Origin of the sequence: Paraglaciecola sp., from assembly GCF_030730205.1 — a bacterium.
Classification (GTDB): Bacteria; Pseudomonadota; Gammaproteobacteria; order Enterobacterales; family Alteromonadaceae; genus Paraglaciecola.
The window spans coordinates 17,505-36,836 of record NZ_JANQVQ010000237.1 but is presented as its reverse complement, the minus strand read 5'-3'; the positions used below and the strand labels follow the sequence as shown (position 1 = coordinate 36,836).

Below are 19,332 nucleotides of genomic sequence, written 5' to 3'. Positions count from 1 at the left end.
AAAAATCTACAAGGTGATACTTAGGTATGTTGGTTTATAACTGAAAACGTAGGTGTCTGTTTGAGTTGATGTAGGGGGCTGTCTAAAATTAAAACGAAACGCGTGCTGATTTTTATTCAATGTACAAAAAGTGTCTGATTACCCTGTTATTGGGAGGTGTTTCCTATTTTTATTGTATTCAATTACTGTTTTTCCACCCATGAACCGCTATACTGTGCGCCGCATTTGAAAGCGATATAGACATAAAGCAAATTAAAGGAAAAAAATGACTCCTATTACAAAAACTTTTCAGTATGGTCAACATACTGTTACTTTAGAAACGGGTGTAATTGCTCGTCAAGCCACTTCAGCTGTTATGGCAAGTATGGATGATACTTGCGTTTTAGTTTCTGTTGTTGGTAAAAAAGACATGAAACCTGGGCAAGACTTCTTCCCATTGACCGTGAATTATCAAGAAAGAACCTACGCAGCAGGTAAAATCCCTGGTGGTTTCTTCAAACGTGAAGGTCGTCCTTCTGAGTTTGAAACACTAACTTCACGCCTAATTGATCGTCCAATCCGTCCATTATTCCCTGACGGATTCATGAATGAAGTACAAATTGTTGTTACTGTTCTTTCTGCTAACCCTGAAATTCCTACCGATATCATTTCGTTGATTGGTGCTTCAGCTGCACTTGCTACCTCTGGTATGCCATTTAATGGTCCTGTTGGCGCTGCACGTGTTGGTTATACAGACGGCCAATATATCTTAAATACTTGCACCTCAGAACTTGAAACTAGCAAACTTGACCTCGTTGTTGCTGGTACACAAAGTGCAGTATTAATGGTTGAATCAGAAGCAGAAATTCTATCTGAAGAAATCATGTTAGGTGCAGTGATGTTCGGTCACGAACAAATGCAAACTGTTATTGGTGCAATCAATGAATTTGCTGCTGAAGTGAATACACCTAAGTGGGATTGGCAACCAGTTGCTGAAAACACAGCATTAAAAACTAAGGTTAAAGAGCTCGCTGAAGCTGCGATGACTGAAGCGTATCAGATTTCAGACAAGATGGAGCGTAAAGACGCCATCGTTGCCTTAACTGAAAAAACAGTAGCTGAAATCGTTGCTGCTGATGAAAATCAAAATGCAAAAGAAGTATCGGAATTGATGCATGAGCTTGAAAGTGACGTAGTACGTTCACGTATTCTTGCCGGTAATCCACGTATTGATGGCCGTGATCCTGCGATGATCCGTGCACTAAACGTGGCTACTGGTGTACTGCCACGTACGCACGGTTCTGCTGTATTCACTCGCGGTGAAACACAAGCTATTGTTGTAGCCACCTTAGGCACTGAGCGTGATGCACAGATGATCGACGGTTTAAACGGCAAATCAGACAGCCGTTTTATGTTGCATTATAACTTTCCACCATACTGTGTGGGCGAGACCGGCATGGTGGGTTCACCTAAGCGTCGTGAAATCGGCCACGGTCGTTTAGCGAAACGCGGTATTCAAGCCGTTATGCCAACTGAAAAAGAATTCCCCTACGTTGTGCGTGTCGTGTCTGAAATTACTGAATCAAACGGTTCGTCTTCTATGGCGTCTGTTTGTGGTACGTCGTTAGCGCTTATGGATGCTGGTGTACCAATTAAAGCTTCTGTTGCTGGTATTGCAATGGGCTTGGTTAAGAGTGACGACAACTTCGTGGTACTGTCTGACATACTAGGTGATGAAGATCACTTGGGTGATATGGACTTTAAAGTAGCGGGTACCACTAACGGTATTACTGCTTTGCAAATGGATATCAAAATCGAAGGTATCACCAAAGAAATCATGCAGATGGCTTTGAAGCAAGCTAAAGAAGCTCGTTTGCATATTCTAGGTGTGATGGACCAAGCGATTACTGGACACCGTGAAGAGATGTCTGAGTTTGCTCCACGTATCTACACGATGAAAGTTGATCAAGATAAAATTCGTGACGTAATCGGTAAAGGCGGCGCAATGATCCGTGCTATTACTGAAGCGTCTGATTGTAATATCGAAATCGAAGATGACGGTACAATTAAGATTTTTGCAACTGAAATGGCTAAAGCAAATATCGCGATTGAGAAAATCAAGCAGGTGACTGCTGAAGTTGAAGCGGGTAAAACTTACTCTGGTAAAGTAACCCGTATCGTTGATTTTGGTGCCTTTGTTGAAATTTTACCAGGCAAAGAAGGCCTCGTACATATTTCTCAAATCGCTCATGAACGAGTGAATAAAGTATCTGATTTCTTAGCTGAAGGGCAGATTGTTGACGTTAAAGTAGTAGAAATTGACCGTCAAAATCGTGTTCGTTTAAGCATTAAAGATTTAGTCGAAAAGCCTGCTTCTGAAGCACCAAGCGCAGAGTAAGTTATTATTTAATTTATAAAGTTCAAATAAGAAAGCCCTGCTATTGCAGGGCTTTTTATTTTTCGGGTTTTCCAACTAAGCAGATTTTAAGACTAAGCCCCTATTTATCAGAGGAATATAGTCTTTCTACTTTGTTAAGTAATGCTTGATCATCGATTTCCAGAATGACTTTTCTATGCAGTATGATTTTTCCATTGACACTCGATGATGCATCAATTTTAAGTGTTGGAACTTCGTCGTTTGACCATCGTTTTTGTTCTTTGGCTCGGTAGATGAGATCGCCTTTAATGGTTGTTCCATTTACTAAACTAATGTCGCCATTTTTGGTTTCTAGTTCGCCTTGAACGGTAACTGATATTAATTGAATATCACCGTTAACCGTGGATATATCGCCCCCAACTTCAGAGTATTCTCCCAGCTCAATATCACCATTTACGGTACTAATATCGTTTTTTACGGTGAGTTCTGAGCCCGCTTCGATGTCACCATTAACACTTGAGGCAGAAAAGATACTGACTCTTTTACCAAGAGAAATGCTGCCATTGACGGTATCGATATCTTCGGCACTGACATTATTTTCAAGATTGATGTCGCCATTAACCACGGATAGATCTTGCATTTGACTGTCTGCATCAATGTCTATATCGCCTAGCACATGACTCACATCACCTTTATGATGAGAATATTCATCGTCATGACCGCCAATATGAATAATGCAGCCTGACGTAGATAAGGTTAGTAGCGTAATAATGCCTAGTGAGGCGAGAGGGTTTATTTTCACAGTATTTTCCCTTTAATATTTGATTATATCCACAGTCAATCAAGTTACATGCCATCTATTTAACTTATTGATAGAGTTATGTTTTTCGTTTTTTGTTTTATAAATGTGGGAGGTGATTAATTGAAATATGGTGAAAAACACTAATAATTCGCCAATTGCTAATTTATTCAAGATTATCTGCAAAATTGATTAGATGCACCCAAGCCATAATGGTAGATTGGGCGATTAATTGCTGTTATTTACTTCGTGGTCTTAATCTAAACTGAAATTTAACGTGGTCTGAGTAATGAAGAAGTATTTGGTTTTATGTTTATTACTGATGGGAGTGCATGTTTTCGCCGCAGTCAAATCAGCACCAGACAATCAATGTGTTATTCAACAAATTGAAACGCAACAGCAATCTTTAATCGAACTCGAACAAAAAAGTGCAGTGAAAATACCTACTGGAGAAAGCCACTTTTTACTGAAGTGTGAGTTGCATCAAGATAGGGTATTTACGTTTCTAAAAAGTGAATTGATCGAATTCGAATGGCGTACAGCGGATAATGAAGTTAAAACGCCTTTGCAAGGGACTCAACCCGCTTATTTTTTATCGAGAGGCTCTCAATTCGCAGAACTGCGTTTTATCACGCATCATGGTTATATTCCCTATTTTCAGTTACTCGAAGTCAATACATATATTGAACAAAGCCAAAAGACTAATCTTGTTATGGGGAGTTTTTACGGCTTGTGTTTGACCCTTATCTTTTATGTTTTCATTCTAGGACGCAGTTTAAAAGATAATACTTTTAGGCTTTACAGTGCATATATCAGCTGTGCTAGTTTGTTTTTCTTACTTCAAGAAGGGCAGTTAGGTTTATTTTTAAATGCTCAATCTTATTGGTTGAGTCATCAGTTGTATCTAATGAGCGCAGGGCTCACGGTTTTTAGTGCGACATTGTTTATTGTTCGTTTAACTGGTTTACGAACACAATGGCCAAAGATCACAAATCGGCTTTTATTTCCAAGTGCTTGGTTAGTGCTGGGCTTGTCAGTCCTCATTACACTGTTGGAGCATAATCAGTTGTCCGCGTTGTTAGGCACTGTTATGGCTTATCTTACCTTGGGTATTATCCTTGTAATGGTGAGTTTAGTGGCGATTCAAGCCTATCGAAGAGTGCCTGATGCCTTATTGGTATTGGTCGCATTAAGTGTTTTGTTGCTTGCTATGGTGTTCAGAGTTGTGCTGTCAGATATGAGCCCCACCTTAAATCGATATGGTCTTATTATCGCTTTTGCCTTTGAGTCATTTTTGTTAGCTGTTGCGGTATCTGAGCGTATTAAGCGTCTGAAAAAAAGTAAATTATTGGCTGAAGCTGAAGCAAACTATGATTTATTATGTGATGTACTTAGTCGCCGCGGTTGGCTTAAAAAAGCCGAAAGTTTAGTGGAACAGCAAAGGCACAAAGGAGGCATGCTAGGTGTCTTGTATATTGATCTTAATAAATTCAAACAAGTGAACGATGTACATGGTCATAATGTAGGCGATAAGGTCTTACAGGTTGTGGCGAAGATAATTCGACACCAAATTCGAGACATTGATGCTTTAGGGCGTATCGGAGGGGACGAATTTGTTGTGCTCGGTCATTTTTCTGATAAAAGTATATTTCATCATTTACATCAACGCGTTGCTACCCGCTTGCAGCTTATCCCGATCCACACTGAAGAGGCCAATATCACTGTTAGCGCCAGTGTTGGTGCTGTTGATTTTATGACAATACCCAAAGATATTAGTGAGTTACTTAGAGATGGTGATAAAGCGATGTACGCAGAAAAACTCAATTTTTATCACAGTATTAATCCTATTTAGAGTGCAAGATAACAATAAAAAATGTAAGGATAACGATGTTAACAAACCAACAAAAAACACAATTCACTGATCAAGGCTACGTGGTTCTAAATGAATTTTTTACTGCGCAGCGGATGGATGAGCTCAAAGAAGCTGCAGCCCAAATCGTTGATAACTTTGACCCAAACTCAACCCGCGCTGTGTTTTCTACTCAAGATCAAAGTAAAAGTCGCGATGACTATTTTCTTACTTCTGATGACAAAGTGCGCTGCTTTTTTGAAGAGAACGCATTTGATGAGAGAGGTGAACTTAAGCAAGAAAAATCATTGAGTATCAATAAAATTGGCCATGCCTTGCATGTCCTTAACCCCGTGTTTAAAGCATTTAGTCATAGTCAAACTATTGCACAATTAGCTTTCGATGTCGGTTTAGTTAAACCGCAGATCCACCAATCAATGTATATTTTCAAACAACCCAAAATTGGTGGAGTAATCCGTTGGCATCAAGATGCGAGCTATTTTTATAGCGATCCTATCACTGTTGTAACGTTTTGGTTTGCAGTGGAGGATGCCACGCTTGCCAACGGTTGTTTGCAGGTCCAAGCTGAGCCAGAAGCCTACCCCTTGATTGAGCAATTTAAGCGGGATGCGTATGACAATACCGAATTAGTTAAATTAAGTGATAAGCCTTGGCCTGCAGATGAAGACGCCAAACCGCTGGAAGTCAAAAAGGGCAGCTTGGTTATATTTAATGGATTATTACCCCACTTTAGTGCGCCTAATTTATCCGATAAGTCCAGACATGCTTTTACCCTGCACATGACTTGCGCAAGCAGTCAGTATGCAAAAGAAAATTGGCTAAGAGCAGAGCCTAGTGCTTTATATTGATTGTGGGATATGAATTTAAAGCGAAATTCGCTGGCCCTTAGCGGCCGAAGCAAAGGCCGCTTGAACAATTTGAATGTCCCGCATACCTTCTTCACCGGGAACTAGAAGAGGTCCCTTGCCAAGTAACGCTAAGGTATCGTCATCCATTTGAATAGCTTGTTGAATCTGTTTTATTGCAGAATAGATATGTTGGTCGCTAGTGTACCCGGTGACGCCTGTGTAATTTGACATCGGCCGCAAGCTATACCAGCCATTCGAGCAATTCATAGTCAGTTGACTAAAAGATTTCACTACACTGGTGGCACATTCCGCGATCAGCCCATCAGGGAACTCGAGGGTAAAATAGGTGGTTTCATCTACTTCCTTGAAAATATCCGGATGAGATTTTTCATGTTTGGCAGTTATGGCGACGGGTTCAAGCCCAGTCATAAACCGACAACCATTTAGGGGATAGACACCCATATCATACATAGCTCCTCCTCCCATGGCTTTCTGCATACGCCAATTATCGGCAGGTAAGCCCTGACCCCCATAACCTGCTTGAGCGACAATGTGGGTTAATTTACCGTAAGGGGCGGTGGATTTATATTGCATAAAACGCCTTGTATTGGGTTCATGTTGCATGCGGTAACCAATACTTAGTTTTACTTTATTTTTGTGACATACATCGATGATACGTTGACACTGTTCAACAGTCAGTGCCATTGGCTTTTCGCACCAAACATGTTTTCCCGCATTAGCAGCGATCTCACAGTATTGCAGGTGCAGAGCGGTGGGAACAACAACGTAAACTATATCGATATCAGGGTTGTTGGCTAATTCGTGCATGTTGCGGTAGGAATAAATATTGTTGTTCTTTATTCCATAGCGCTGTTGCCACTTAGGTATTTTTTGTGGACTGCCGGTCACAATGCCACGTAACTCGCAATGTGTGGTGAGCTCCAGTGCAGGAGCAAGCAAGCCTTCGCTGTATTGCCCTAGACCGACTAAGGCTACCCCAAGCTTTGAATTACCTGATTGTGAAGCCAAAGTTCCTTTAGCGTTGAGAAGTGTGCTTAAACCTAAACCACCACTTAGTTGCATAAACTTTCTTCGATTTATCTCTGGCATATTTATTGTTCCTTGCAGTACGTAAATTCAGTGTTGAACAAAATATGAGCGTTAGCAAGCCTTCGGTTATATGTCATAACGCACTTGTTAGAAAATTTAGTATGCCAGCTTAGATAGGAATTAATATTCATGTAGACTAAGCACAGAGTTATTTAAGTCGGTCAATATACCATGCTGCATGATTATGAATTAAAGAGTAGGAGCCTAAAAGGGCAGGTGAGTGAGAAGGAATGGCAAACTCGGGTCGATCTTGCCGCGTGTTATCGTTTGGTTGCTAGTTTTGGCTGGGGTGATTTAATTTACACGCATATTTCTGCTCGTATCCCTCAGACCGATGACTACCTAGTGAACGCCTTTGGTCTAACATTCGAAGAAGTGAGCGCTTCAAATTTAGTTAAGGTGAACCTCGAAGGAGAGATACTTGATGGTTCCCCTTATGGGATAAATCCGGCGGGTTTTACTATCCACAGCGCTATTCATGAAGTGCGTCATGATGTGCAGTGCGTGATCCATTTACATACAAAGGCCACTATTGGTGTCGCAACGATTGAAGGTGGCTTACAACCTTGGAGTCAGTATGCGTTGTTTTCACTTCCATCACTCAGTTATCACGGTTATGAGGGCTTAGCAGTTAACGCGGATGAAAAAGCCCGTTTGCAGAAAGACCTAGGCCAAACCAATCACATGCTGTTGCATAATCACGGCGGCTTGGCCGTGGGCCCCACGGTTGGGGATGCATTCATGCGTTTTTATGATTTACAACGTGCTTGTGAAGTTCAAATGGAACTAATGCAAACAGGTAAACCGGTGATCACAATTCCGCCAGCTATCGTTGAAGGTATATATCAGCAAGCAAATGTCGTTCATAGTGGCATTACCGGTGGGCAATTAGCTTGGCCAGCTATGTTGCGTAAGGCCTACAAACTTGACCCTAGTTTTTGTCTTTAAGTTTTTTTAAGTTGAGTCTTTTTTAGGATAATTATGAAAATAGTTCGTGTTGAAATTTTTGATATTCATTGTCCCAAACGTACGGTTTGGAATCCTGTTTTTGTGCGTATTCATACAGACGAGGGTATCAGTGGCGTAGGTGAAGCTGGTTTAGCCTATGACTTAGGGCACAGCGCTGCCGCTCACATGATCAAAGAAATTGCTGAGGCGATGTTGATAGGTTGGGATCCCTTTAGAACGGAAGCACTATGGAGTCGAATGTTACGTGAAAGTTTTTGGGGTTTAGGTGGCGGTCCAATTATATATGCTGCTATGAGCGCTATTGATACCGCCTTATGGGATATTCGAGGTAAAGCCTTAGGTGTGCCGGTGTATCAATTATTAGGTGGTAAAACTAACGCTAAATTACGGACTTACGCCAGCCAATTACAATTTGATTGGGACAAAGAAGTCACGCGCTTAAATCATCCTGTGGACTACGGCAAGGCTGCAGAAAAGGCCGTTGCAGAAGGTTATGACGCAGTAAAAGTTGATCCTATTGTGTACGACAAAGAAGGTGTAAGCCATTTTGATCGAACCAAGTTGTTTACCCAGCCTGAGTTACGACTTTTTAAAGCCCGTTTACAAGCGATACGGGATGCGGTGGGTGATGATGTAGATATTATTTTTGAATGTCATAGCTTAGCTGGCGCAGCAAGTGCAATTCAATTAGGTGAAATGATTGAAGATATAGGGTGCTTGTTTTACGAAGAGCCGGTGAATTATCTAAATTCTAAGGTACACGACAAAGTCTCTAAACGGGTTAATGTGCCTATTGCCGGCGGAGAACGTTTGTATAATCGCTGGGGGATTCGCCCTTATATGGAAGACCAATCAATTGACGTGCTCCAACCTGATATCGGCTTGTGTGGCGGTTTTACCGAAACCAAAAAGGTATGTGATTATGCAGATGTGTATGATGTGCGTGTTCAAGCCCATGTGTGTGGTGGGCCTGTAGCAACTGCGGCAAGTTTGCATTTAGAAACGGCTATTCCTAATTTCTTGATCCATGAACACCATACTTATGCCATAAAAGAGTGGAACCGTGAGCTATGTTTGCAAGATCCACAGCCAGTGAATGGTTTTTTTGAAGTGACTGAAGTCCCCGGCATTGGTATCGATTTGAATGACGAAGTGGTTTACCGTTCACCCCACATGGAAGTCAAATAAGGATATCTAAGATTAAAATAAAAAGGAGCACGATGCTCCTTTTTATTTTTTGCGCTTTTTAGTCACCGTCAACCAATCAAAATTGACCCCTGAAATTGCATTAAACCGAGATACCCTCAAGACCAAATCGAGCATTTTAGGGCGTTGGCGTATCGTTGGCTCCTGCAGGCGAGGGATGAAATACGCAACAACACATAAACGGCCAATACTGGATGCTAAAAAGACCACAAAGATAGTATGGCTTAGCAGGTTATCCAGCCCACTACTTTTAGCAAATGGCAATGCGTAGGAGGCGATAACTCCGCCAATAATGGAGCCTATAAATACCAGTGCGGCGCTAAGACCGGCTTGCATTGCGGCGTAAGTTGCAAAATCTGCTTGATGTGGACGAATATCATATAGGTAGTTTGCTGTGCTTAAAGTAAATCCACTCCACCACAGGCCTGAAATGGCCTGAATAATGAGAATGTAGGTAAAATCTCCGGAAAACAACCACAACAAAGGAACAAAAGGTATCATGCTACACGTTAAAACCATAACAAGACGATTACCAAATTTGTCGCTAAATTTACCCCAAAATTTCAGTGTAATAAACTGAGTGGCGATTGAAGCGACACCGGACAAAACAAACTCAATGTAAGTAAATTGCAGATCATTAAGCATATAAACGGCAAAAAAAGGTGCTGATATAGCCACCATGGATTGCATTGTGGCAACAAGTAAACTGTATTGTTTAAAGACAGGCTCTTGCCACGCTTCTCGAAGTTTTAGCCAAGTATTACCGGGCATTCTTTGTGTAACTTGAACTTGAGGATCATGCATTTTCCAAAGCAGCCAAGCGGAACTAAAGCGTCCCACTGCGGCAATTAAAAAGAGTAAACTGAATCCCAGCCACGCAAGTTCAAGTTTATTACTGATGGTCAGTAAGCCGCCACCGATCACAAAAACGGCAAGTGATGCCAGCATAGTAATTCTGCTACGTGAGGCAAAAAATTTTCCACGACGTCTTGGGGGGACGATGTTACCCATCCAAGCTCGCCAATGAGGTTGCACTAAATTAAGTAATCCATGGTGCAGCATCGCTAATAAAATAAAAAGCCAAACGGCATTATCTGGTCGCCAAATACTTAACAGCGACATGGTTAAAAGTCCAGTTGCTTGCAAAGTTGCGCCAAACACTATGATGGCTTTACGGCTAAAAAAACGGCTGATGCCAAGAGATAGAAATTGCATTAATGCACCAAAGAGTTGAGGAAAGCCGGTTAATAAACCGAGTTGACTCATACTCGCTTGGATAAATATCGCAAAGGCATTAAAAAAGTTATCACTGGTGGCTGTCATGGCAGAGGACGCCAAGGCTTCTTTTTGTGAATAACGAAGTGTGGTGCGCAGCCAAATGTGTCGTGTGCCGCGACGGCTGCTTAAAGATGTGGCTTCTGATTTATCTCGTAACATGACTTGATAAGCAAGTTTTCATTGAATGGCTAGTAAAAAGCAAAAGCCTTGTTAGAACAAGTTTTAAGTATGTTTTTCACTAAATTTTTTTGAAGCAAACCAAGGGACAATGTTTACTCTGAAAATTACTGTAATATAAAAAAGGGCGATGAAGTTACCTTATCGCCCTTGGCATAGTTTAACCGTTTTTAGTTATGCCGCATTCGCCTGTGGGGCTGTTTGTTCTTTAACTATATTTAACTCGGTATCGAGTAATTCAAGATCAAACGTATATTCGTCTACCCGAACCGCTATTTTACGCTTCTCATTGTAATCCAATACAAGCGCTAAGTCTTGACCACTCAATTGACCTGCTTCGTGCAGTTTATTCACGGCATGTTCAAATGAGATAAATGGCACAACTGGGTTAGTTTTTAATGCTTTCTGAATTATTTTCAGTTGCGGCATTACTGCGTGTTTAGCAACAAAGGCACGCTCGTTAATGTCATTTGCATCACCTGGAGTCACTTTTATCAAGTGAGTCAACTCTTGCATTATGCTGCTTTGTTGCATGGTCGCATCAGACAATTCCCTTTTTAGTTTGTCTGAAATACTTTTAACTGAACGAGTGTAGGTGTTAGTTAAAACACGCATGAGGCCTCGAGTGGCTGTATTAGGAAAATTATCAACAAAATCGACAAGTGCTTGCTCACCTTGTTGTAAAGTCCACTGAATTGCATACTCGAAGAAAGGTTTCGCTTCATTTCGGTTGCTGACCTTCTGTTCATAAAAACGCACAACAGCCATAGCTGCGTATAGATAACTCATTACATCACCTAAACGTGCAGACAACATTTCAGCCTTTTTCAGGTCGCCGCCAAGTACGAGCAATGACAAATCAGCCAAAGGCGCTAATTTTGCTGATAATGCATTAATTCGTTTTTCGTATTTTTTAACTTCAGGCAAAGCGGTTTGCGAGCCACGTAAAAACGGCAAGTAGCTTTTACTTATACTACGTAGCGAGTTTTTGACACTGAAACCAACTGTTTTCATCAATACTTTGTTAAATTCTGCGTCAGCATTGTTATCGTTACTGTGGATTAAATCGACCATCTCTTTTAAATGAGGGTGACAGCGCATTGCACCTTGACCGAAAATCATCAAACTTCGGGTCAGTATGTTTGCACCTTCAACAGTGATTGCGATAGGTTGAGCGGCATAACCATCTGCCAGATTGTTTTGCGGCCCACGCTGAATGGCTTTACCTGCTTGGATGTCCATTGCGCTGCTATTCACATCGCGGCCCAACTCTGTCATGTGGTACTTGGCAATAGCGGTTACCACAGATGGCTTTAAACCAAGGCCTAGCCCTTCAGTAGTAAGAACACGCATGGCTTCAAGGACAAATGTTTTACCAGCAATGTCAGCTAGTTTTTCTTGAATACCCTCAAATCTTCCAATTGGTACGCCAAATTGTTCACGAACAAACGAGTATTCAGCGGTTGACTTAAGCGCAGATTGGCCAGATGCCACGCCCATTGCGGGTAATGAAATACCTCGTCCTGCACCTAAGCAGCTCACTAGCATTTGCCAGCCACGCCCGATATTTTTTTGACCGCCGATGATAAAGTCCATAGGTATGAAGACCTTATCTCCACGGGTAGTTCCGTTGTAAAAACGCATCCCCATTGGATCATGGCGGTTGCCAAGTTGAACGCCAGGATGAGATTTAGGAATTAATGCACAGGTAATACCGAGCTCTAATTTTTCTCCCAACAGCTGCTCTGGATCAAAGACTTTAAAGGCTAAACCAAGTACTGTGGCGATAGGGGCAAGCGTGATGTAACGTTTGTCCCACGATACCGATAATCCAAGTACTTCTTCACCGTTCCACATACCTTTGGTAACAATACCTGCATCTGGAATAGAACCTGCGTCAGAGCCAGCTTCAGGACTCGTTAGGGCGAAACAAGGAATATCCTTACCCACGGCAAGATTCGGTAACCACTGCTCTTGCTGCGCTGCAGTTCCATAATGCATAAGTAACTCACCGGGGCCTAAAGAGTTGGGCACCATAACCGTCACAGCAATCGCGCCGCTTTTGGCTGCTATTGTCGCTACAATTGTTGAGTTTGCATACGGTGAAAATTCTAAGCCACCAAATTTCTTCGGAATAATAAGCGCGAAGAATTTGTTAACTGACAGGTAATCAAGAATATGTTGTGGAATGTGTTTACCGTTTTGTAAGGCAAAGTCGTCAACCATATTTAGCAAAGTGGTGACAGGACCGTCTAAAAATGCCTGTTCTTCAGCACTTAATTTTGCACCGGGAATGGCGCGCAGTGCAGCCATGTCTGGCTTACCTTGATATATCGAAGATTCAATCCAAACATCACCAGCGTCTAAGGCTTCTTGTTCAGTTAGTGAAATAGGGGGTAATACTTTTTTAAGGCTAGTTCTAATACTCATTTTTACTCATCCGCTCATCTGACCAGTTGATGTTTATAATACTGCTTTTCCAAAATAGATCAAAACTGTTTTGTGATTTTGTAAATAAAATGTGGGTGGTTTGTACTAAGGGTTCAAATAAAAGTTAATTATATCAATTGACTAAGTGTATTTTTAAGGCCTAACATTTTTTTACATAAGGAGGAATAAATGACGAAATATGATACTGTTTTACATCAGATCTAGTGAGAATTGGTTATAATTAGTCGAACTTAACGGCTTAACGTGATTTCGAATGGGTAAAGTAGACAACAAATGCACTGTTTAGATAGCAACAACGTATCTTTAAATAGACGTTTAAGTCGCTCTTTTCATAGTAAGCTTAATATCGACATTTAGTAACGACCTTTTAAAAAGGATATGTTTTGAAAAACACTCTGCTTAGTTTGCCTGTTAGATACCCCAAAATGGTGTTGTTTCTGTGTTTTCTATTAGTTGTTGTAGCGGCCATAGGGAGTAAAAATCTTTATTTTCGAGGTGATTTTAGAGTATTTTTTGAAGCTGATAATCCCCAGCTTGTCGCATACGAAAAAATGCAAAATAGTTTCAGTAAAAATGACAATGTCAGCATTATTATTGCGCCACATTCTGGCAATGTTTTCGAAAAAAGCACTCTCAAATTAGTGCAGCAATTAACGGAAGAAGCTTGGCAAACACCCCTGTCCACGCGGGTTGATTCCATTACAAATTTTCAACACACGTGGTCAGAAGATGACGATTTAATTGTTGAAGATTTAGTAGAAAATATTGATGATCTAACACCGAGTCAATTAGCTAACATTAAACAGATCGCTCTTGACGAACCTAATCTACTCGACAGGATGATATCGCCCCTAGGGCATGTCACCATGATCAACATCAGCGTTAATTTACCAGATGGTGACCAGACAAAAGAAGTGACTGAAATTAGTCAGTTTATTACAGCTATGACTGAGCGGTACCAACTTTTATATCCTGAATATTCTTTTTATTTCACCGGTGTTATCCCATTAAATGATGCGTTTACAAAAGCAGCTACAAAAGATGCATCGACACTTGTTCCATTAATGTTTTTGACCATTATAGTGGTGATGTGGTTAGCGCTGAAGACAGTAGTTGGTATGTTTTCAACCGTGGTTGTTATTGTCGCAAGTATCGTATGCACGATGGGCTTAGCGGGTTGGATTGGAATTTTCCTAAGTACTGCAACCGTTAATGTACCGACTATGGTGATGACTTTGGCTGTAGCCGATTGCATTCATGTAGTGTCATCAATGTTGCTTGGCATGCGCCAAGGGAAGACTAAATCTGAAGCGTTACTTAGCAGTTTGGAGTCGAATTTCAAACCGGTTTTAATCACGACTCTTACAACAGGAGCAGGGTTTTTAACACTGAATTTTGCTGAGGTGCCCATACTAGCGGATTTAGGTAATTTGACCACAATAGGCGTTTTATTAGCTTGTTTTTTCTCGCTGTTTTTATTGCCAGCTTTAATTATGCTGTTACCCATTAAGCCTCTTGAGGCGCCGTCTCAAAGTTCAGGACGCACCGAGAAATTTGGTGAATGGGTAATTCAGCGCCATAGAAAGTTACTACCTTTATGTGTATTCGTAACACTTTTGGCATTCACTTTTGCTTGGAAAAACCAGTTAAATGATTCGCCAACCCAGTACTTTGACCACTCAACTAAATTTAGACAGTCAACTGATTTTCAAGAACAAAATTTAAGTGGAATGACATACGTTGATTTTGCTATCTACACAGAACAAGAAAGTGGCATTAATTCACCGGAAGTATTGAGAGTTACTGAGGAGTTTAGTCAATGGTTGCGCATGCAACCTGAGGTCGACCACGTCAGTTCAATCAGCGATACCTTTAAGCGTTTGAATAAAAATATGCACAGCGATGATGTCGACTTCTATGCGTTACCTGATGACAAAGAATTAGCTGCGCAATATTTGCTGTTATACGAGATGTCTTTACCCTACGGTCTAGATCTCAATAACCAAATGAATATGGATAAATCTGCGACCCGGTTGGTAGTTACATTAAAAAATATCGGTAGTAAAGAATTAACTGGTTTTGAAAGTAGAGCCAAAACGTGGTTCGATCAACGCGCTGTTAATCTTGTTATTTTAAGTGCAAGTCCAGGCTTAATGTTTGCACATATTGGTGAAGCTAATATGGCAAGTATGATTGAAGGTACTCTGGTTGCTTTAGTCCTCATTTCAGGTCTATTGATTTTTGCACTTAAATCTTTTCGTCTAGGCTTTATAAGCTTATTGCCAAATCTACTACCAGCTTTAATTGGCTTTGGTATTTGGGGAGCCTACTCTGCTGAAATAAATCTTGGCCTTTCGGTTGTCTTGAGTATGACTCTCGGTATCATTGTCGATGACACGGTTCACTTTCTAAGCAAATATCAACATGCTCGACAAGCTGGCAAAAACGCGGATGAAGCTGTGCGTTATGCTTTTGCAACAGTAGGTAAGGCGCTGGTGATTACGACTCTTGTGTTATCCTTAGGTTTCTCGGTTTTAATGTTGTCGCCGTTTGCTTTGAATGCCGATATGGGAATGTTAACCAGCGTAATTATTTTGGTCGCGTTAGCGGTCGATCTATTGTTTTTACCCGCTTTTTTACTGGTTTTTGATAGAAAAGAACAAACTAAAGGACAGTCGCTCAATGAAAATTTTACTGAATAGAAAGACAACTACGAGAACATCATTTAGCTTGTTATTGTTAACAATGTTGTTTTGTACAAGCGCTTTTTCTCAGAGTGCCCAAGAGAAAGGCTTGGCAATAGCAAAAGAACAAAAATCTCGTGATGAAGGTTGGTCTGACTCAGTCGCTGAAACAAGTATGATTTTACGGAATCGGCAAGGAGACGAAACAGAGCGTAAAATGCGGGTTAAATCACTCGAAGTCATTGATGACGGTGATAAAGGCCTGACGATATTTGACCAACCTTTGGATGTTAAAGGTACCGCATTCCTGAACTTTTCCCATCCTCTTGAGCCCGACGATCAGTGGATGTTTTTGCCTAAGTTAAAAAAGGTAAAACGCATTCAATCAAAAAATAAATCGGGCCCATTTATGGGCAGCGAGTTTGCATTTGAAGATATGAGCTCTTTTGAAATTGAAAAATTTAAATTTACTTATCTGCGTGACGAGCAGTATCAGGGAATGGACTGTTATGTGGTAGAACAGGTGCCTTTAGAAGAAGATTCAGGTTATAGCAAAAATATCACGTGGGTTGATAAAGAGCATTATCGCGTATTTAAGTCTGAATATTACGATCGTAAGGGCAGCTTATTAAAGGTATTGACCATGCACGATTATCAGCTTTTTTTAGACAAGTTTTGGCGTCCAATGGAATTAAGAATGGACAACCGTCAAAACGGCAAAAGCACCGATCTAATTACCCACTCTTTAGAGTTTAAAACAGGTTTGTCTGAAAATGACTTTGATAAAGACAGCTTAATGCGAGCTCGTTAGAGGAACTAATGAAACATACATTAATAAAATATCTACTTAGCGGAGTGGTTTTTTCTGTTGCTGGTGCTTCTCAGGCCGAGTTAGATATTGAGTACACTGGAACTGCTGCATTTGAACAACGTTATTTTTTGCAAGATGCGCTGTATCCGCAGCAAAGCCGAGACAATGCGTCTGTATATTTCAGCCCTGAGTTGTATACCGCGTTAAACGATGGTCAAGATACTATTTTGTTTCGTGGTTTTGTCAGGCTTGATCAAAATGACCAGAAACGAACCCATGGTGACATCCGAGAATTCTTATGGGCGCATATCGGTGATGACTGGGAAATTAAAACTGGTATTGGTAAGGTTTTTTGGGGCCAAGCAGAATCATTACATTTGGTTGATATTATTAATCAAACCGATGCTATCGAAGCCATAGATGGTGAAGATAAGCTGGGACAAGCGATGGTGTCTTTATCCTTGTATAAAGAATGGGGAAATTTTACGGCATTTGTATTACCTTATTTTAGAGAACGCACCTTTGCCGGTATGGATGGGCGTTTGCGTGGCCCTGTAGAAATCGATACTGATAATGCCTTATACGAATCAAGTGATGAGGAAAAAAACCTCGATTGGGCACTACGCTGGCAACATACCCTTGGTGATTGGGAAGTGGGTTTGTCTTACTTTGACGGAACCTCTCGAGAGCCTGATTTTATCCCCTCAATGAAAGGCGACAATGAATTTGTACTTCGCCCTTATTATTCACAAATTCAACAAGTAGGTGTCGATGTACTTGCTATTGTTGAAGCTTGGATTATAAAATTTGAAGCGATTCAACGTTCAGGAAATATGCAAGACTATTGGGCGATGGTAGGTGGATTTGAATACACCTCTGTTGGAGTGTTCGATTCTGTATATGACATCGGATGGTTGGTAGAATATCAATATGACGATCGCCAAGAGTTAGCTACAACTACTGCTCAAAATGACATTTTAATTGGTGCAAGGTGGGTACTGAATGATTTTGATGGAACCGAAGTGCTCTTTGGTATGGTTCAAGATTTAGATTATTCAGGTGTGCGCTCTGGTTTTATTGAAGCTTCGAGTCGGATTAATGATCATTGGAAATGGCGAGTAGATGCTTATTTATTTTCAAGTGATGAGCCAACTGATATTTCTTACTTTTTGCGCAGAGACGATTATGCTCAATTCAGTTTGGAGTACTACTTCTAAGTCACGAGTATAAAATAGCGTAATTTCTATTCTGTTTATCACCAGTACATTATTAATAGTAGGGGCATCCTTGCCCCTTATTTTCCCTTCTTTTATTGATATTTGGTCAGTTTGTCTTGAGTTTTTGTTTCAAAATCACTGGCATCATGACGCTCATGCAATTGGCTCGAAGGCTCTCCCCACGTGCGGTTGACAATCCGGCCTCGTTGCACAGCCGGTCTTTGGACTATTTCATCATTCCATCTCAATATATGTGTGTATTCATGAGTCTGTAAAAACTCAGCCGCCTCGTAAACTTTATTGGTCACCAAGGCGCCGTACCACGGCCAAATTGCGATGTCAGCTATACTGTATTCATCACCACACATGTACCGATTGTTCGCAAGATGTTGATTGAGCACATCTAGCTGACGTTTTATTTCCATAGTATAGCGGTCAATAGGGTATTGATATTTTTCTGGTGCATAAGCATAAAAGTGACCAAAGCCGCCACCCAAAATAGGTGCACTAGCCATTTGCCAAAACAGCCAAGACAAACACTCTGTTCGTTTGACTGGCTCCTTGGGTATCAGCACATCAAATTTATCAGCTAAGTACAACAGCATTGCTCCTGACTCAAACAAGCGAGTAGGGGGAGTTGTACTGTGGTCCATTAATGCCGGAATCTTCGAATTTGGATTGACTGCCACAAAACCGCTAGTGAATTGTTCTCCCTCCATGATATTGACTAAATGAGCATCGTATTCAGCTTCTTTGATACCTAAGGATAATAGTTCCTCAAACATAACAGTCACTTTTACCCCATTGGGTGTCGCAAGCGAATATAGCTGGAAAGGATGTTCACCTACTTTTAAAGCCTTTTCTTCTCTAGCTCCGGCAGTAGGGCGATTGATCCCTGAGAACTTGCCGCCGAACTCTTTATCCCATTCCCATATTTTGGGAGGCGTATAATTATTATTCAAAATGTTAGCTCCTTATTATTGTCTTTATAAATAATGAAAACTTTGAATCATTCTTAGTATCTTATCTAAATCACCCCGTTTAGTGCTATTCCTTTGATTGGGGCACGACGCTAAAAGATCAAATAGTAACTTTCTATTTTATGCCTTAGCTCTCTACCTATCTCGGGTATTGCAGCCTATACTAGGGTCATATTATCAAGGATAGAGGGTAAAATGCTCGAAAAACGACAGCATTCAAGAGTCTTAGTAGAGGATTTACAGGCAGATATCTGTTTCACCGATCCTGATTCAGACCATGTGACAGTGTTAACGGGTGGTGTCGTAGACATGAGTTATTCTGGTATTAAAATTAAGTTAGGAGCAGCACTTCCCAATATCCCGTCTTTAAGCAAAATAAGCATCGTGTTAACCAGCGCAAGTTTATCCACCCCCATGACCATCAAAGGCATGGTAAGACATACCTCTGAACAGAATGAATGCGGTATTGCCTTTTCCTCAGAAAACGGGGCGTCAGATGTCGGTGAATATCTTTTTGAATGTATACGAAAAGTACCGCACAACGCATCGGTTTAAGGCAATAAAGATCAAAACGAG

At 41.0% G+C, this 19,332-nt stretch carries 14 protein-coding genes; 9 read left to right on the top strand and 5 right to left on the bottom strand.

Annotation, left to right across the window (positions count from 1 at the left end):
- Positions 1-265 precede the first annotated feature (265 nt).
- Positions 266-2,377, top strand: coding sequence for a polyribonucleotide nucleotidyltransferase (gene pnp / locus NWQ57_RS15670; protein WP_306023097.1), 2,112 nt, complete (start codon positions 266-268; stop codon positions 2,375-2,377).
- Between the two features lie 100 nt (positions 2,378-2,477).
- Here the strand turns inward: pnp and NWQ57_RS15665 are convergent, their stop codons facing one another.
- Entirely contained in the window at positions 2,478-3,158 is a 681-nt protein-coding gene (locus tag NWQ57_RS15665) for a hypothetical protein (RefSeq protein ID WP_306023096.1), read from the bottom strand.
- A gap of 286 nt (positions 3,159-3,444) precedes the next feature.
- Here NWQ57_RS15665 and NWQ57_RS15660 point away from each other — a divergent pair, with 286 nt between their 5' ends.
- Positions 3,445-5,007, top strand: coding sequence for a diguanylate cyclase (locus NWQ57_RS15660; RefSeq protein ID WP_306023095.1), 1,563 nt, complete (start codon positions 3,445-3,447; stop codon positions 5,005-5,007).
- A gap of 35 nt (positions 5,008-5,042) precedes the next feature.
- Positions 5,043-5,873, top strand: a complete 831-nt coding sequence (locus NWQ57_RS15655; RefSeq protein ID WP_306023094.1) for a phytanoyl-CoA dioxygenase family protein — start codon at positions 5,043-5,045, stop codon at positions 5,871-5,873.
- A 15-nt stretch (positions 5,874-5,888) separates the two neighbouring features.
- Here NWQ57_RS15655 and NWQ57_RS15650 read toward each other — a convergent pair whose 3' ends face one another.
- Positions 5,889-6,983: a Gfo/Idh/MocA family protein gene (locus NWQ57_RS15650; RefSeq protein ID WP_306023093.1), complete on the bottom strand. Its 1,095-nt coding sequence runs from the start codon at positions 6,981-6,983 to the stop codon at positions 5,889-5,891.
- 171 nt (positions 6,984-7,154) lie between these two features.
- On the opposite strand from NWQ57_RS15650, the gene NWQ57_RS15645 reads away from it, so the two are divergent.
- Both NWQ57_RS15645 and NWQ57_RS15640 read left to right on the top strand, forming a co-directional pair.
- Positions 7,155-7,931, top strand: a complete 777-nt coding sequence (locus tag NWQ57_RS15645; protein ID WP_306023092.1) for a class II aldolase/adducin family protein — start codon at positions 7,155-7,157, stop codon at positions 7,929-7,931.
- 33 nt (positions 7,932-7,964) lie between these two features.
- The gene (locus tag NWQ57_RS15640) at positions 7,965-9,140 is read left to right on the top strand and encodes a mandelate racemase/muconate lactonizing enzyme family protein (protein ID WP_306023091.1); all 1,176 of its coding nucleotides are present in this window, start codon (positions 7,965-7,967) and stop codon (positions 9,138-9,140) included.
- A 42-nt stretch (positions 9,141-9,182) separates the two neighbouring features.
- Here NWQ57_RS15640 and NWQ57_RS15635 read toward each other — a convergent pair whose 3' ends face one another.
- Together NWQ57_RS15635 and NWQ57_RS15630 are read right to left on the bottom strand one after the other, a co-directional pair.
- The gene (locus NWQ57_RS15635; protein WP_306023090.1) at positions 9,183-10,595 is read right to left on the bottom strand and encodes an MFS transporter; all 1,413 of its coding nucleotides are present in this window, start codon (positions 10,593-10,595) and stop codon (positions 9,183-9,185) included.
- A 192-nt stretch (positions 10,596-10,787) separates the two neighbouring features.
- Complete coding sequence (locus tag NWQ57_RS15630; RefSeq protein WP_306023089.1) at positions 10,788-13,043, bottom strand: acyl-CoA dehydrogenase; 2,256 nt, start codon at positions 13,041-13,043, stop codon at positions 10,788-10,790.
- A gap of 404 nt (positions 13,044-13,447) precedes the next feature.
- Between NWQ57_RS15630 and NWQ57_RS15625 the strand changes: the two genes are divergently transcribed.
- The 3 genes from NWQ57_RS15625 to NWQ57_RS15615 are packed head-to-tail and all read left to right on the top strand — an operon-like array spanning position 13,448 to position 17,776.
- Positions 13,448-15,766 carry an RND family transporter gene (locus NWQ57_RS15625; protein WP_306023088.1) on the top strand — a complete coding sequence of 773 codons (2,319 nt, stop codon included), beginning with the start codon at positions 13,448-13,450 and terminating at the stop codon, positions 15,764-15,766.
- A 43-nt stretch (positions 15,767-15,809) separates the two neighbouring features.
- A complete protein-coding gene (locus NWQ57_RS15620; RefSeq protein ID WP_306023100.1) occupies positions 15,810-16,559 on the top strand; it encodes an outer membrane lipoprotein-sorting protein in 750 nt (249 codons plus the stop codon).
- Between the two features lie 8 nt (positions 16,560-16,567).
- On the top strand, positions 16,568-17,776 hold the full coding sequence (locus tag NWQ57_RS15615; RefSeq protein ID WP_306023087.1) for a hypothetical protein: 1,209 nt from the start codon (positions 16,568-16,570) through the stop codon (positions 17,774-17,776).
- Between the two features lie 92 nt (positions 17,777-17,868).
- On the opposite strand, the gene yghU is transcribed toward NWQ57_RS15615, so the two are convergent.
- Positions 17,869-18,741 (bottom strand): glutathione-dependent disulfide-bond oxidoreductase, encoded by an 873-nt coding sequence (gene yghU / locus NWQ57_RS15610; protein WP_306023099.1) that lies wholly within the window; start codon positions 18,739-18,741, stop codon positions 17,869-17,871.
- 210 nt (positions 18,742-18,951) lie between these two features.
- Here yghU and NWQ57_RS15605 point away from each other — a divergent pair, with 210 nt between their 5' ends.
- Positions 18,952-19,311 (top strand): PilZ domain-containing protein, encoded by a 360-nt coding sequence (locus tag NWQ57_RS15605; RefSeq protein ID WP_306023086.1) that lies wholly within the window; start codon positions 18,952-18,954, stop codon positions 19,309-19,311.
- Positions 19,312-19,332 lie beyond the last annotated feature (21 nt).

Bases quoted from the DNA above. Each gene is read 5' to 3' on its own strand.
- pnp (WP_306023097.1), top strand. From the start codon at position 266: ATGACTCCTATTACAAAAACTTTTCAGTATGGTCAACATACTGTTACT.
- NWQ57_RS15660 (WP_306023095.1), top strand. From the start codon at position 3,445: ATGAAGAAGTATTTGGTTTTATGTTTATTACTGATGGGAGTGCATGTT.
- NWQ57_RS15655 (WP_306023094.1), top strand. From the start codon at position 5,043: ATGTTAACAAACCAACAAAAAACACAATTCACTGATCAAGGCTACGTG.
- NWQ57_RS15650 (WP_306023093.1), bottom strand. From the start codon at position 6,983: ATGCCAGAGATAAATCGAAGAAAGTTTATGCAACTAAGTGGTGGTTTA.
- NWQ57_RS15645 (WP_306023092.1), top strand. From the start codon at position 7,155: ATGCTGCATGATTATGAATTAAAGAGTAGGAGCCTAAAAGGGCAGGTG.
- NWQ57_RS15640 (WP_306023091.1), top strand. From the start codon at position 7,965: ATGAAAATAGTTCGTGTTGAAATTTTTGATATTCATTGTCCCAAACGT.
- NWQ57_RS15635 (WP_306023090.1), bottom strand. From the start codon at position 10,595: ATGTTACGAGATAAATCAGAAGCCACATCTTTAAGCAGCCGTCGCGGC.
- NWQ57_RS15630 (WP_306023089.1), bottom strand. From the start codon at position 13,043: ATGAGTATTAGAACTAGCCTTAAAAAAGTATTACCCCCTATTTCACTA.
- NWQ57_RS15620 (WP_306023100.1), top strand. From the start codon at position 15,810: ATGTTGTTTTGTACAAGCGCTTTTTCTCAGAGTGCCCAAGAGAAAGGC.
- NWQ57_RS15615 (WP_306023087.1), top strand. From the start codon at position 16,568: ATGAAACATACATTAATAAAATATCTACTTAGCGGAGTGGTTTTTTCT.
- NWQ57_RS15605 (WP_306023086.1), top strand. From the start codon at position 18,952: ATGCTCGAAAAACGACAGCATTCAAGAGTCTTAGTAGAGGATTTACAG.